Genomic DNA, 14,387 nt, shown 5'->3' on the forward strand with positions numbered 1-14,387 from the left:
CCCGCCGGGTGGGCCCGCGGGGCGCGGGAGGGGAGGTGCGGGAGGGGAGGCGCGGGGGGGGGGGGGGGGGGGGGGGGGGGGGAACCCCCCCCCCCCCCCCCCCCCCCCGCCCCACACCTCTCACCAGGACACGACGACCTTGTCGCCGTTCCGCACCTGAGTGAACAGCTCCGCGATCGCCGCCTTGTCCCGTACGTTGACGCAGCCGTGCGAGGTGCCCGCGTACCCGCGGGCCGCGAAGTCCGACGAGTAGTGCACCGCCTGCCCGCCGCTGAAGAACATCGCGTACGGCATCGACGAGTCGTAGAGCGTGGACACGTGGTGGCGGGACTTCCAGTAGACATGGAACACACCCTCGCGGGTGGGGGTGTAGCGCGAGCCGAACCGGACCGGCACCGTCGACAGGGTCCGCCCGTCGATCATCCAGCGCAGGGTGCGGCTCGTCTTGTCCACGCACAGCACCCGCCCGGTCAGACACCGGGGGTCGGGCTCGGCGGCCGGCTGACCGCCCATCAGATACAGCTCCCACCGGCCGGGTTCGTGCGTCATCCTCAGCAGCCGCTGCCACGTGACGGTGTCCGTCCGACCGGTCCCGGGCAGGCCGCGCTTGCGCTGGAACCCCTTCACGGCCTCCTCGGTGCCGGCGTCGTAGCTCCCGGTGGGCCCCTCGAACAACCAGGACACCTGCCTCAGCCGGGCCTGGAGTTCGCGGATGTCCCGCCCCGAGTCGCCGGGTGACCAGAGGACCGGCGGCGGGGGAGCGGAGGTGGCGGCGGAGGCCGTCGGGGTCGGGGTGCCACCCGCCGGACGCGCGGGCGCCGTACCGGCCGCCTTGTCGTCGGCGGGCCCGCCGACGGCCGTGGGGCCGACGTCGACGCGCACGGGCGGGCGGGCCGCGCCGCCGTCCGCGCCGGCCGTCTCCACCGTGCAGGCGCCCACCGTCACCAGGGTCGCCGCGCCCGCCAGCACGGCGAGTGATCTCCGCGCGATGGGTGATCTGCGTGCGGGGAGCGATCCGCGTCCGACCGTCCCGCTCCCGGTGCCCGTCATACGCATGCGTGACCCCCGTCGTCTCCACCGGCGCGCTGTCCCATCCCGGATGTCTCCCCGCGGATGACGCCGCGTGAACGGTCCGGCAGGGTGGTGACGGGGACCGCAGCGTCTCTGTGAGCAAGGTCCCAGCGTGCTCCACTCCACCGGGTGCAGGCGCACCGCTACAGTCCGTCGAAGGGTCGGACCGTACCAGCTGGTAACTGGCGAGTAACGTTCAGCGGGAGGCAACACACCATGGCGCGCGAGTCTGAGTCCGGACTGCCCATCGAACCGGTCTACGGACCGGACGTCCTCGAGGGCTGGGATCCGGCGGAGAAGCTGGGCGAGCCGGGCGCCTACCCCTACACGCGGGGCGTGTACCCGTCGATGTACACCGGCCGGCCGTGGACGATGCGCCAGTACGCCGGTTTCGGCACGGCGACGGAGTCCAACGCCCGCTACAAGCAGCTCATCGCGAACGGCACGATGGGCCTGTCGGTCGCCTTCGACCTGCCGACCCAGATGGGCCACGACTCGGACGCCCCGATCTCCTCCGGCGAGGTCGGCAAGGTCGGGGTCGCCATCGACTCCATCGACGACATGCGGGTGCTGTTCGGCGGGATCCCGCTGGACAAGGTGTCCACCTCGATGACGATCAACGCGCCCGCCGCCCTGCTGCTGCTCCTGTACCAACTCGTCGCGGAGGAGCAGGGCGTCCCCGCCGACAAGCTCACCGGCACGATCCAGAACGACGTGCTGAAGGAGTACATCGCGCGCGGGACGTACATCTTCCCGCCGAAGCCGTCGCTCCGCCTGATCGCCGACATCTTCAAGTACTGCAAGGCCGAGATCCCGAAGTGGAACACGATCTCGATCTCCGGCTACCACATGGCCGAGGCGGGTGCCTCGCCCGCGCAGGAGATCGCGTTCACCCTCGCCGACGGCATCGAGTACGTGCGTACGGCGGTCGCGGCCGGCATGGATGTCGACGACTTCGCCCCCCGCCTGTCCTTCTTCTTCGTCGCCCGTACGACGATCCTGGAGGAGGTCGCCAAGTTCCGCGCCGCGCGCCGCATCTGGGCACGCGTGATGCGGGACGAGTTCGGCGCCAGGAACCCCAAGTCGCTGATGCTGCGGTTCCACACGCAGACCGCCGGGGTGCAGCTGACCGCCCAGCAGCCCGAGGTGAACCTGGTCCGGGTCGCCGTCCAGGGTCTGGCGGCCGTCCTCGGCGGCACGCAGTCGCTGCACACCAACTCCTTCGACGAGGCGATCGCGCTCCCCACGGACAAGTCGGCCCGGCTGGCGCTGCGCACGCAGCAGGTCCTCGCCTACGAGACGGACGTGACGGCGACGGTCGACCCCTTCGCCGGGTCGTACGTCATCGAGAAGATGACCGATGACGTCGAGGCCGCCGCGCTGGAGCTGATGACCAAGGTCGAGGACCTCGGCGGCGCGGTGTCCGCGATCGAGCACGGCTTCCAGAAGGGCGAGATCGAGCGCAGCGCCTACCGCATCGCCCAGGAGACCGACTCCGGTGAGCGGGTCGTGGTCGGCGTCAACCGCTACCAGCTCGACGCGGAGGAGCCGTACGAGCCGCTCCGCGTGGACCCGGCGATCGAGGCCCAGCAGGCGGCCCGCCTGGCGAAGCTGCGCGCCGAGCGCGACCAGTCGGCGGTCGACGCGGCCCTCGCCGAGCTGAAGAAGGCCGCAGAGGGCGAGGACAACGTCCTCTACCCGATGAAGGACGCGCTGAAGGCCCGCGCGACGGTCGGCGAGGTGTGCAACGCCCTGCGCGAGATCTGGGGCACCTACGTGCCGAGCGACGCGTTCTGACCGTGGAGAAGCGGCCCGGGTGGTCCGTCCTCGAGTCCGGCTGCCTGGCCGCCGCCCCGTCCCACGTGGCCGTCCGGCCGCACGGGGAACAGGGCGCGGCCGTACGACTCCTGCGCGTCGGCCCGGACCTTCCGAGCCCGATCCCGGGGCGTGGATGCCACCAGCGTCCGGCGCGGACCCGGAGGACGTCGAGGAGCCGCACTTCCTCCCGCTCACAGGGGCCTGGACAGCACGCCCCGCAGCCGTGGGGTCAGCGGCTTCTCGACGAAGCGGTTCATCAGCCAGGCCAGTGCCAGCATCGAGGTCACCGTCAGCGCGAAGGTCACCCCGGCCGGCAGGCCCAGGGTGCGGTGCAGGACGCGGATGACCACCCAGCCGAGATGCTCGTGGACCAGATAGAAGGGGTAGGTCAGCGCCCCGGCCACCGTCAGCCAGCGCCAGTTCGCCCGGTTCGGCCGGCCCAGCGCGATCGCCGCCACGGCGACGAAGCCGAAGGCGACCACGCCGACGATGCCGGTGGTGGTGCGGTGGGCGAAGGCGTTCGGGTCCGACGCGTTCCACAGCTCGTTCACGGCGTGGTGCTGGCCGACCAGGAAGCTGATGGCCACGATGCCCCAGGCGTAGGCGTCCCGCCGGTCGCGGTGGAGGAGGTGGAGGCCGATTCCGCCGATGAAGAACGGCGCGTACCGCGGCATCAGGACCAGGTCCAGCAGCGGCTGGTGCGCGGCCTGCGCGATGGCGGCGGCGAGCGTCCAGCCCGCGCAGAACATGATGACCCGGCGGCGGTTCGCCCCCGGCAGGACGACGCACAGCGCGAACAGGGCGTAGAAGCGGATCTCCACCCACAGCGTCCAGCACACGCCGAGCACCCGGTCGGCGCCCAGCGGCTGCTGTAGCAGGGTCAGGTTCAGCAGGGCGTCGCTCGGCGACACGGCCGCGTAGACGACCGGGGGCAGGGCGAACACCGCCGTCACCAGCAGGACGGCCACCCAGTATGCGGGCATCAGCCGGGACGCGCGGGAGGCGAAGAACGACGTGAGGGTCCGGCCCCAGCCACTCATGCAGATCACGAACCCGCTGATGACGAAGAACACCTCGACGCCGAGGCAGCCGTAGGCGGCGAACGAGTGCAGGGTGGGGAACTGGTGCTTCGGTGTGGTGCCCCAGGCCTCGGTGACCTGGCCGCCGCGGCCGGCGTAGTGGTACACGGCCACCATCAGCGCGGCGACCAGCCGGAGCCCGTCCAGCGCGCGGAGTCTGCCGCCGTCCCGGCGGTCCGGTGACGGCGAGGGCGGGAGGGGAGCACTCGGATGCTGGACGGACGCAGCCGCGGCGGGCTGCGACTTCGATGTGCTCACGACCGTTTCGGTCACGCTGGTATCCCTCGCAGTGCCCCGTGGGTTCTTTTTGCGCACACTCCTGACCGGAGGCGATCGGATCATCGGAGAGTCGCCAACGGGGATCCTAGGGCCTGATCCGGGGGCCTTTTGTTCGGCGGAACGGCCTTTGTCCATCCGTCGCCGCGTGTTCACCACGACGTCGGTTCCACTTCAGCGGCCGGGCCGAACGGCTGTGGGGCCGGACGCGGGCCGATGCCCCGCGAGCCGAGCAGGGGATCGGCCCGCAGGGGATCGGCCCCCGTCCCGCACACCGCGCGGACCCGCGATCCGCGCGATCTCCGTCCGGGCCCTGACCAGGTCGGCGGCGGTCGGCGCGGCCGGCCACCGCGATCGCCGCCGCTGACAGCCGCCGGCACGCCTCGCCCGCCTGGCCTCGCCCCGATCTCCGCCATGCCGACGAGGACGTCCACCGGCTGCCGGTGCGCAGGCGTTCACACCCGCCGTACCGGCTCGCTCGAACCGGGCGTTCACACCCGCCGTACCGGCTTGCCCGACGCACTCGTCCGGCGCACCGTCTTGCGGAGCGCTCTGGCCCGCCGCACCACCCGGCGCGCGGTGGAGTTGCGCGGAATGAACGACAGCCGCTCCGGGATACCGCCCGGCAGGCCGAGCGCGGTGAGCCGCCTGCGCTTGAAGTACCGCTTGGTGCGGGGCCCGAGACGGGTGCGAAGGTACTCCTCGGCGACCGGCCGCAGCCCCTGATGGATCTGGGACTGCATCACATAGCCCACCGCCCTGACCAGGTCGGCCAGCGACTCCTGGGGAATGCGCGTCTCGCCCTCGCCGTCCTCCAGGTCCGGCAGCAGCGCGTCCGCCAGCACGACCGGCACCCGGTTGCTGTTCTGGTACGGGGCGAGCCGGTCCATCAGCCGCGCGGTGCCGATCCGGGCGACGGGCAGCTCGTAGAACGTCGACGCCGTGAACAGGGCGGTGGAGAAGCAGCCCACCACCAGCGCCGGCCGTGCCCTGGCGAACAGCACCTCGGCGAGGACCGGTGTGTCCAGCACGGTGAGGTCGACGCCCAGCTTCGCGGCCTCGGCCTCCAGGACCCGGCTGTAGCGGGCCGGCGCGGTCGGGTGCGGCTTGAACACCACGGCCCGGTGCCCGCGGGCGACCGCACCCCGCATCATCCGCACGTGCAGGTCCTCTTCCTCCTCCACGGTGAGGATGTCCAGCGCGGACAGGTACTGGCCCAGCAGCAGCGCGCAGTCGTCGGGCAGCGGGGGCAGTTCCGCCACGGCCTCGCCGATCTCGCCGAGCACCTTCAGGAAGCCGCTCACCGGCACGGTCCGCGCGGGCACCCCGAACTCGGTGAGCAGCAGCGGCACCAGTCCCGGTACCAGGTCGAGGTGGAGCAGCCGGCGCACGCGCGTGCCGATCAGCGGGTCGACCTTGTTGCGGGTCGGCCCGTAACTCATCAGCCCGTCGGCGTACACGTCGACGGGCGCTCCGGGGAACACCTGGGCGATGGCCTGCGCGGGGTTGACCTGGATCGACTCCAGGACGATCTCCACCCGGTCCTCGCCCAGCCCCCACAGCAGTCGCAGCCAGCGCTCCAGGAGCGGCACGTCGTCGGGGCGCGGTGCCCACGCGCCCGGATGGAAGGGACTGATCGCCTCGTTCCAGGACACCACCGCGTCGAAGCGGTCCCGCAGCGGCGCGAAGCCCGGCATCTCGTCGACGGCCGGGGTGGTCTCCGGGGTCGTCGTGTTGTTGCACACCAGCAGCAGCCGCCGGTCCGCCGCGGGGAACGAGTCGGCGTCCAGCGCGGCGGCCAGCGTGGCGACGCCGTACAGGGTGGAGGCGCAGAAGATCTGAGTCGTGCGAGGCATCAGGCGGCCGCCTTCGGGGTGCCGGTCTTCGAAGAGGTGATCCTGCGGCGCAGCCGGCGCAGTGTCGACGAGCGTTCCAGGTCCATCGTGTCCAGGACCTCGGCGAGCAGGTCCTGCGGCAGGCGCTTGACGGCCGCCGCGCTCATCGTGCGCAACTGCCTGGCCACCGGCGGCTCGAACTTCTCGATCTCGCCGAGGTGGTGGGCGATGATCGCGCAGTAGGTGCGCACCGCCTTGGGGAGCAGCCGGTCTGCCTCGCGGTCCCGCGCGGTCTCCTCGACGACCTGGTCGAACGCCCGGATGAAGTCCAGTTGGCGGGCGTCGCCGATCTGGGTGAGGGAGGAGGCGATCCCGCGCCGGTAGAAGACGCCGAGCAGATTCAGCACGGCGAACGACTCCGCCTCCCGGTGCAGCTTCCAGATCCACGGCCGGTCCTCGGCGGTGCGCAGACCGTGGGTGAAGTGCAGCAGCCCGCGGTCGACGAGGCGGCGGTGGTAGGCGCCGGCCCAGGCGTAGGGATAGTCCACCGACGTCGAGCGGTCGGCGGGCAGGATCGCCTCGCGCGGGTCCAGCACCTCACCGCGCAGCCCGTGCGGATGCCGGACCAGACTGCGGGCGCGCGCGGTCGCCTGCACATGGTCGACCCGGACGAAGTCGCAGCCCAGCTCCTCGATCGCGGTGACCAGATCGGTCAGATATCCGCGCGCGAGCCAGTCGTCGCCGTCCAGGAACGTCAGGTACTCGCCCCGCGCGGCGTCCAGTCCGGTATTGCGCGCGGTCGCGAGCCCTCCGTTTTCCTCATGACGGATCAGGCGCACCTGAGCGACCTTCGAGAGATCTTCGGCGGCCCGTTCGAGAATGGCGGGCGTTTCGTCCTTCGAACGGTCGTCGACCAGCACGAACTCGAAGTCGGGGCGGGCGTTCAGATGAAGGCTTCTGAGGGTGTCCGGGGCGTATTGCTGGACGTTGTAGAACGGCACGATCACGGAAAGCTTGGGCACGCCGAAATATTAGGAGTGAGTCCGGCAGTCAAAATTTCCGCCAAGGATACGGGCGATGAACTCGATGTGTCGGATCAGTGCATCCCGTGTATTTCCCCGGAGTTGACGAGCCGGTTCGGAAACCGGTGGCGCGCTGTTAACTTCCCGTTGAGTCGAGGTTGGGCAAAGCCTGGGTTTCGCTTTCTAGCGTCTTCGGCGTGCCACCACGTACTTCGAAATCCCCGCGGATCGCCGTGATCGCGGACTCCGACACCCGCTGGAAATGGGGTGCGGCGACCGCGGGCCGGATCGCGCCGGCCGGGCGGCCGGGCCCGTCCATGGAAGGCGGACCGCAGGACGACGCGCACGTCGCCCCCGTCCTCGACGGCTACCTCCTGCGCGGACGGGCGACCCCCACCCCCCGCCAACTCGCCGAAGTCGGCGTGCGCGCCGACTCCCTGCGCGAGGTGACGGCCGTCGAGTTCCTGCGCTGCATGGCCGTCGAGAAGTACGACATCCTCGTCCTCGCCCTGGTCGGCGGCGGCGTCCAGGCCGTCCTGCACGGCCTCAAGCGGATCTGGGAGGACGGCGGCGAGCGGCCCGTCGTCGTCACCGGTTACGTCGGCATCGTCTACGAGAAACTCGCCGACGGTCTGCTGCTGCGGCACGGCGCCGACCTCGTCCTCGCCAACTCCCGCCAGGACGCGGAGCGTTTCCGCGCCGTGTACGACGGTGTCGGCGCCGATGCCTCCTCGGTGACCGAGGTCGCCCTGCCCTTCCTCGGCGGCGCCCCCTACACCGGTGAGCACGACCGGGCCGGGAAGCCAGGGCGCAGGCCCTACACCGTGGTCTTCGCCGCGCAGCCCTCCGTGCCGGAGAACCGCAAGGACCGCACCTACCTGCTCGAACGGCTCGTCCAGCACGCCCGGTCGCACCCCGAGCGCGAGGTGCTGCTCAAGCTGCGCTCCAAGCCCGGCGAACACACCACCCACATCGAGGAGCTGCCGTACCAGAAGCTGTCGCAGCGGCTCGACGTGCCCGACAACTTCCGTCTGGTGTACGGCAACATGGGCGAGGTCCTCGACCGCACCGACCTCCTGGTCACGGTCAGCTCCACGGCGGCCCTCGAATCCCTGCACCGCCGCATCCCGACCGTGGTCCTCACGGACCTCGGGGTGCGCGAGGCGCTCGGCAACCACCACTTCGTCGGCTCCGGCTGCCTCGCCTCCTGGGACCAGCTCGACGCCGGGCACCGGCCCGCCCCGGAGGAGGAATGGGTGGCCCGGCAGGGTGTCGCCGCCGGGGGAGGCTCGTACGAACGGGCCTTCGACACCGCCCGCGAACGCATCGCCGAGCTGCTCGACCGCCCCGGCGGCCTGCCGCCGCTCACCCCGTACTACACACCCGCCACCGCCCCCGGTTACCTCCCCGGCATCCTCGCCCGCCACCACCTCGGCCCCGACGGCAGCCCGCTGCCCGGCGCCCCGGCCTCGGACAGGGAACCCGGCCCGGTCCGTCAGATCGTCCGCCGCGCCGCCCGCGGCGCCTACCGGCACGGCGTCCAGCGCGTCGCCCCCGTCATCCGCCGGATGGGCGACCTGTGAACGCCGGTCACGCGGCCCGGCGCCGTGCGGTGGCATGCCGCCCGGCGGGGAACCGCGTCCTGCCGCCGGCGACCGCCCGCCTCACCGACGGCGGCGGCCCGGCCCCGGCCCGCCGCCCGACCGCCTCCGGCAGGACGCCCGCCCACCTCCCGGCCGCCCCCGACAGGGCAGTCGCCGCGGCCGTCCGCCGGTCGCGCCCACGACGTGCGGCGGTCGTCCACCGGTCGCGTCCGGTGTGCGCGGCGGTGGTCCGCCCGTCCCGTCCGGTGCGCGCCGCGGTCGTTCGCGGTTCCCGTCCGGTGGGTCGGGCGGTGGTGCGCAGGTCCGGCCCGCTGTGCGCCGTGGCCGTCCGCCGGCACCGCTGCTCGCTGTGCGGCGCGGTCGGCCCGCGACCGGGTGGAGCAGCGCGGTCGGTGCGGTCCGGTGGCATCGCCCCGCGCGGTGCCGTACGCCGTCGGCGCGCCGCGCAGGGGGCGTCGTGAGCGCCCCTCCTCCCCGATCACCCCGTCAAGGAGCCCCACCCATGTCCCCTTCCCAGGCGGGCGTACGCCGCGTCCTCGCCGTGATCCCCGCGCGCGGTGGCTCCAAGGGCGTCCCCGCGAAGAACCTCGCGCCCGTCGGCGGCGTGCCCCTGGTGGCGCGGGCCGTGCGGGAGTGCCGGGCCAGCCGGCTGGTCACCGACGTCGTGGTGTCCACCGACGACCAGACCATCGCCGTGGCCGCCCGCGAGGCCGGTGCCGAGGTCGTGCTGCGCCCGGCCGCCATCGCGGGTGACACCGCCACCTCCGAGGCCGCCGTCCTGCACGCCATGGACACCCACGAGGCCCTGCACGGCACGGCCGTCGACGCGGTGCTCCTGGTGCAGTGCACCAGCCCGTTCATCGTCCGGGAGGACATCGACGGCGTCGCCGCCGCGGTCGTCGAGAACGGCGCCGACACCGCCGTCACCGTCGCCCCCTTCCACGGCTTCGTCTGGCGCGACGGCGACGCCGACAGCGAGGACGGCGGCTTCGGCGTCAACCACGACAAGTCGTACCGCCCACGCCGCCAGGACCGCCCGCAGGACCTCCTGGAGACCGGCGCCGCCTACGCCATGGACGCGGCCGGCTTCCGCGAGCACGGCCACCGCTTCTTCGGCCGCACCGACCTCGTGCGCACCGACCCTGCGCGTGTGCTGGAGGTCGACGACCCGCACGACCTGGCCCGCGCCCGCGCCCTCGCGCCCCTCTTCGACGCCGACCTCCCCGATTCCCGGCCCCACTCGAGCGGGGGGAGCCCCGTCGCCTCGCACCCGGCCGCCGCCGACATCGACGCGGTCGTCCTCGACTTCGACGGCACCCAGACCGACGACCGGGTGCTGATCGACTCCGACGGACGGGAGTTCGTCTCCGTGCACCGCGGCGACGGCCTCGGCATCGCCGCCCTGCGCAGGAGCGGACTGAGGCTGCTGATCCTGTCCACGGAACAGAACCCGGTGGTCGCCGCCCGTGCCCGGAAGCTCAAGCTCCCGGTCCTGCACGGCATCGACCGCAAGGACCTCGCACTGAAGCAGTGGTGCGAGGAACAGGGCATCGCGCCGGAGCGCGTGCTCTACGTCGGCAACGACGTCAACGACCTCCCGTGCTTCGGCCTCGTGGGCTGGCCCGTGGCGGTCGCGAGCGCCCACGACGTCGTACGCGACGCCGCACGCGCGGTCACCACCCTCCCCGGCGGCGACGGCGCGATCCGGGAGATCGCCGGCTGGATCCTCGGACCCTCTCTCGACTCCCCCGCCCCCCTCACCAAGTAAGGAACCTCTCCCATGAGCACCAACTCCCGCCTCCGCCAGTTCGGTTCGCGTACGGCCGGTCCGGGGCAGCCCGTCTACATCTGCGGCGAGATCGGCATCAACCACAACGGCGAGCTGGAGAACGCCTTCAAGCTCATCGACGCCGCCGCCGAGGCCGGCTGCGACGCCGTCAAGTTCCAGAAGCGCACCCCGGAGATCTGCACCCCGCGCGACCAGTGGGACATCGAGCGCGACACCCCCTGGGGCCGGATGACGTACATCGACTACCGCCACCGCGTGGAGTTCGGCGAGGACGAGTACCGCCGGATCGACGAGTACTGCAAGGAGAAGGGCATCGCCTGGTTCGCCTCCCCGTGGGACACCGAGGCCGTCGCCTTCCTGGAGAAGTTCGACGTCCCCGCCCACAAGGTGGCCTCCGCGTCCCTCACCGACGACGAGCTGCTCCGCGCCCTGCGCTCGACGGGCCGCACGGTCATCCTCTCCACCGGCATGTCCACCCCGAAGCAGATCCGCCACGCCGTCGAGGTCCTGGGCAGCGACAACATCCTGCTGTGCCACGCCACTTCGACGTACCCGGCGAAGGCCGAGGAGCTGAACCTCCGCGTCATCAACACCCTCCAGGCCGAGTACCCCAACGTCCCGATCGGCTACTCCGGCCACGAGACGGGTCTGCAGACCACCCTCGCCGCGGTCGCCCTCGGCGCCACGTTCGTGGAGCGCCACATCACTCTCGACCGCGCCATGTGGGGTTCCGACCAGGCCGCCTCCGTGGAACCGCAGGGCCTCTCCCGACTGGTCCGCGACATCCGCACCATCGAGGCCTCCCTCGGCGACGGCGTCAAGAAGGTCTACCAGTCCGAGCTGGGCCCGATGAAGAAGCTGCGCCGCGTCTCCGGGGTCGTCGCCGAGGCGGAGATCGCCGCGGCGGCCGGCGAGCCCGTCGGCGTCTGACCCCGGAACCTCCCCGACCACCGCTACCAGTGCCCTACGGGACGGTCGTACGACGATGAGCCCTCGCGCCGGGAACCCCGGCACCACCCCCCACACCCTCGCGTTCGTCGAGAGTCCGGTGCAGCTCCTGAACGTCCTGGAGTGGGCCCACTCCCAGGGACCCCGTCCCCAGGAGCAGCCCGGCGCGGGGTTCGCCCTCGTCGTCCTGTCCCCGACCGACCCCATGACCCGCGGCCAACTGCGCCGCATGGCCGAACTCGCCCGCCAGGACGGCCACGACGTCCGCTGGGAGGAGGCCCGCGGCGGTCCCTCGGCCCCCTTCCGGACCATCGGCGGCCTGACCCGCGAACTGCGCCGGGCCGACCGGATCGTCATGGGAGACCCCTTCTCCCGGTACGTCCAGCTCCTGCTGACCATCACCCGCGCCGACGACCTGGTCGTCGTCGACGACGGCACGGCCACCATGGAGTTCGTCGGCCAGCTCGCCCGCGGCGAACGCCTGGTGCGCTGGCACCGCAAGGGCGGCCGCCCCGGCCCCCGCGACCTGCTGTTCGCCCCGGTGTCCACCGCGGCCCGCCGCCGCCTCCTCCCCGGCCCGGCCCGCCGCGTGGAGGTCTTCTCCTCCATGCCGATACAGGACGCGCCGGACGGCGTGTCCGTCACGTCCCACACCTTCGCCTGGACCCGCGAGCGCTTCGGCCCGCCCCGCGTGACGAAGGGCGCCGACCTGGTCGGTACGTCGCTCGTGGAGACCGGCGTCGTCGACGGCGACCGCTATCTGCACGCCGTGGACGTCCTCGCCAGGGCCCACGGCGCCGCCCGCTACTTCGCCCACCGCCGCGAGAGCGCCGAGAAGCTGCACCGCCTCGCCGTGCAGACGGGCCTGGAGGTCGTCCGCCCCGACCTTCCCCTCGAACTCATCGCCCGCAGAGGCCCGATCGGCAGAACCGTCCTCAGCTTCCCTTCCACGGTCGTCCACACCCTGCCCCTGGCCCTCGCCGGTACGGAGGTCCGTGTCACGGTCTGCGACATCGACCCTGCCTGGCTCACCCGGAACGCCTCCCCCCGCGCCCAGGCCTTCCTCTCCGGCGTCACGGGAACAGCCCGCGGGGTGGATCGCCTGGCGAGAGTCGCCACGGCCTGACCACCGGGTGGCGGGCCCTCTTGGCCCGCGCCCCGGAGGGAACGCCTTGGGCCGGGGCGCATCACCCGGCCACGGTCACGGCTGTCCGACCCGGCGGTGCGCGGGCGACAGGCCGCCCGGCAGCCCAGCCCGGAGGGAGCCGGGGGAGCGGCGGGGGGCCGGGGAGGGCCGGGAACGAGCCGAAGGGGGGCGGGAAGGGCCGGCGAACGAGCCGGAGAGGGCTGGGGGAGGGTCGGGAGCCGGAGGGGGGCCGGGAAGGGCCGGTGAACGAGCCGGGCCGGGTCGGGAGAGGGCCGGCGCTTGTCCACCGATGGTCCGCTCCGTGGACAGTCGGGCGGGCATCGGGCAGGCCGTGATAACGGTGGAGGAGGAAGATATAGGGATGGGCCGGAAAGCCATGATCCACTCGACTCGAAGCCGGCCGAGTTTACCCAGCCCGAATGCCAGCCATGCGCCGCACGGCCAACTTTTCTGCCCCTAACGGGTTGAAGTTTTGTTGATCGTGGGTCAGCCGACCACCCCGGCGTCCTACCCTTCAAAGGGTGAAGCAACTGATGTCCCGAGAGTCCGAGGCAGATCCTTCAGGGGAAGCCGTGCTCCCCGGCACCTTGTCGGAGGCCCTGCGTGCCGAGCTGGTCGCCTTCCGCCGCGACATGCACATGCACCCCGAGCTGGGCAACCAGGAGTTCCGTACGACGGCGGCGATCAAGGAGCGCCTGGAGCAGGCGGGCCTCAAGCCCCGTGTACTCGCCGCCGGCACCGGGCTCATCTGCGACATCGGCGACTGGGCCGACGGCACGCCGGTCCTCGCGATGCGTGCCGACATCGACGCGCTGCCCATCCCGGACACCAAGACCGACTGCGGCTACCGCTCCACCGTCCCCGACCGAGCCCACGCCTGCGGTCACGACGTGCACACCACCGTCGTCCTCGGCGCCGGCCTCGTCCTCGCCGACCTGCACCGCGAGGGCCGGCTCCCGCGCCCGGTGCGGCTGATCTTCCAGCCCGCCGAGGAGGTGCTGCCCGGTGGCGCCGCCGACGCCATCGAGGACGGCGCCCTGGAGGGCGTCGGCCGGATCATCGCCGTCCACTGCGACCCGCGCGTGGACGCCGGTCTCATCGGTCTGCGCGAGGGTCCCATCACCTCCGCCTGCGACCGCCTGGAGATCTCCCTGGACGGGCCCGGCGGTCACACCGCCCGCCCGCACCTGACCACCGACCTCGTCACCGCCGCCGCCCGCGTCGTCACGGACGTGCCCGCGCTGGTCGGCCGCCGCGTCGACACCCGGGCCGGTCTCGCGGTGACCTGGGGCCGGATCGACTGCGGCCACGCCCCGAACGTCATCCCGCAGCACGCCGAGCTGTCCGGCACCGTGCGCTGCCTGGACATCGAGGCGTGGCGGCAGGCGCCGGACCTCGTCGTCGCCGCGATCGACGAGGTCGCCAACCTGCACCGGGCCAAGTCGGAGATCAACTACGTCCGCGGCGTCCCCCCGGTCGTCAACGACGCCGACGTCACCGGTCTGCTCCGGGACGCCATGGCCGCCAGGCGAGGCGAGGAGGCGGTGGAGGGCACCGAGCAGAGCCTCGGCGGCGAGGACTTCTCCTGGTACCTGGAGCGCGTCCCCGGAGCCATGGCCCGCCTCGGCGTCCGTACGCCGGGCGAGCGCACGGTCCGCGATCTGCACCAGGGCGACTTCGACGCCGACGAGCACGCCATCACCGTAGGGGTGGAACTGTTCACGGCGGCCGCGCTGCTGGACGCGGCGGCCCGGACGGCGTGAGCGCGCGACGCCCGTGACGGCTTCGGCGAAGGGGT

The 14,387-nt window shown here is 72.4% G+C and carries 10 protein-coding genes; 6 read left to right on the forward strand and 4 right to left on the reverse strand.

Features of this window, described 5'->3' with window-relative positions; translation table 11 throughout:
* Window positions 1-120 precede the first annotated feature (120 nt).
* Window positions 121-1,056, reverse strand: coding sequence for a L,D-transpeptidase family protein (locus tag ACZ5Y0_RS04470; protein ID WP_469127113.1), 936 nt, complete (start codon window positions 1,054-1,056; stop codon window positions 121-123).
* A gap of 231 nt (window positions 1,057-1,287) precedes the next feature.
* Between ACZ5Y0_RS04470 and ACZ5Y0_RS04475 the strand changes: the two genes are divergently transcribed.
* Window positions 1,288-2,868 carry an acyl-CoA mutase large subunit family protein gene (locus tag ACZ5Y0_RS04475; RefSeq protein ID WP_469127114.1) on the forward strand — a complete coding sequence of 527 codons (1,581 nt, stop codon included), beginning with the start codon at window positions 1,288-1,290 and terminating at the stop codon, window positions 2,866-2,868.
* Between the two features lie 212 nt (window positions 2,869-3,080).
* On the opposite strand, the gene ACZ5Y0_RS04480 is transcribed toward ACZ5Y0_RS04475, so the two are convergent.
* From ACZ5Y0_RS04480 to ACZ5Y0_RS04490, 3 genes are all read right to left on the reverse strand, one after another.
* Window positions 3,081-4,241, reverse strand: a complete 1,161-nt coding sequence (locus tag ACZ5Y0_RS04480; protein WP_469127115.1) for an acyltransferase family protein — start codon at window positions 4,239-4,241, stop codon at window positions 3,081-3,083.
* 494 nt (window positions 4,242-4,735) lie between these two features.
* Window positions 4,736-6,100 carry a polysialyltransferase family glycosyltransferase gene (locus ACZ5Y0_RS04485; protein WP_469127116.1) on the reverse strand — a complete coding sequence of 455 codons (1,365 nt, stop codon included), beginning with the start codon at window positions 6,098-6,100 and terminating at the stop codon, window positions 4,736-4,738.
* The gene (locus ACZ5Y0_RS04490; RefSeq protein WP_469127117.1) at window positions 6,100-7,101 is read right to left on the reverse strand and encodes a glycosyltransferase family 2 protein; all 1,002 of its coding nucleotides are present in this window, start codon (window positions 7,099-7,101) and stop codon (window positions 6,100-6,102) included. Before ACZ5Y0_RS04490 ends, ACZ5Y0_RS04485 begins: the two co-directional genes overlap by 1 nt.
* A gap of 197 nt (window positions 7,102-7,298) precedes the next feature.
* On the opposite strand from ACZ5Y0_RS04490, the gene ACZ5Y0_RS04495 reads away from it, so the two are divergent.
* The 5 genes from ACZ5Y0_RS04495 (at window position 7,299) to ACZ5Y0_RS04515 (ending at window position 14,352) form a co-directional block, all read left to right on the forward strand.
* Window positions 7,299-8,684, forward strand: coding sequence for a DUF6716 putative glycosyltransferase (locus ACZ5Y0_RS04495; RefSeq protein ID WP_469127118.1), 1,386 nt, complete (start codon window positions 7,299-7,301; stop codon window positions 8,682-8,684).
* Between the two features lie 523 nt (window positions 8,685-9,207).
* Window positions 9,208-10,473, forward strand: a complete 1,266-nt coding sequence (locus tag ACZ5Y0_RS04500; RefSeq protein ID WP_469127119.1) for a cytidylyltransferase domain-containing protein — start codon at window positions 9,208-9,210, stop codon at window positions 10,471-10,473.
* Window positions 10,474-10,485: 12 nt separating this feature from the next.
* Window positions 10,486-11,424, forward strand: coding sequence for an N-acetylneuraminate synthase family protein (locus ACZ5Y0_RS04505; protein ID WP_469127120.1), 939 nt, complete (start codon window positions 10,486-10,488; stop codon window positions 11,422-11,424).
* Window positions 11,425-11,479: 55 nt separating this feature from the next.
* A complete protein-coding gene (locus ACZ5Y0_RS04510) occupies window positions 11,480-12,568 on the forward strand; it encodes a hypothetical protein (RefSeq protein ID WP_469127121.1) in 1,089 nt (362 codons plus the stop codon).
* Between the two features lie 554 nt (window positions 12,569-13,122).
* On the forward strand, window positions 13,123-14,352 hold the full coding sequence (locus tag ACZ5Y0_RS04515; protein WP_469127503.1) for an amidohydrolase: 1,230 nt from the start codon (window positions 13,123-13,125) through the stop codon (window positions 14,350-14,352).
* Window positions 14,353-14,387 lie beyond the last annotated feature (35 nt).

Source organism: Streptomyces sp. NPDC033216, from assembly GCF_055577115.1.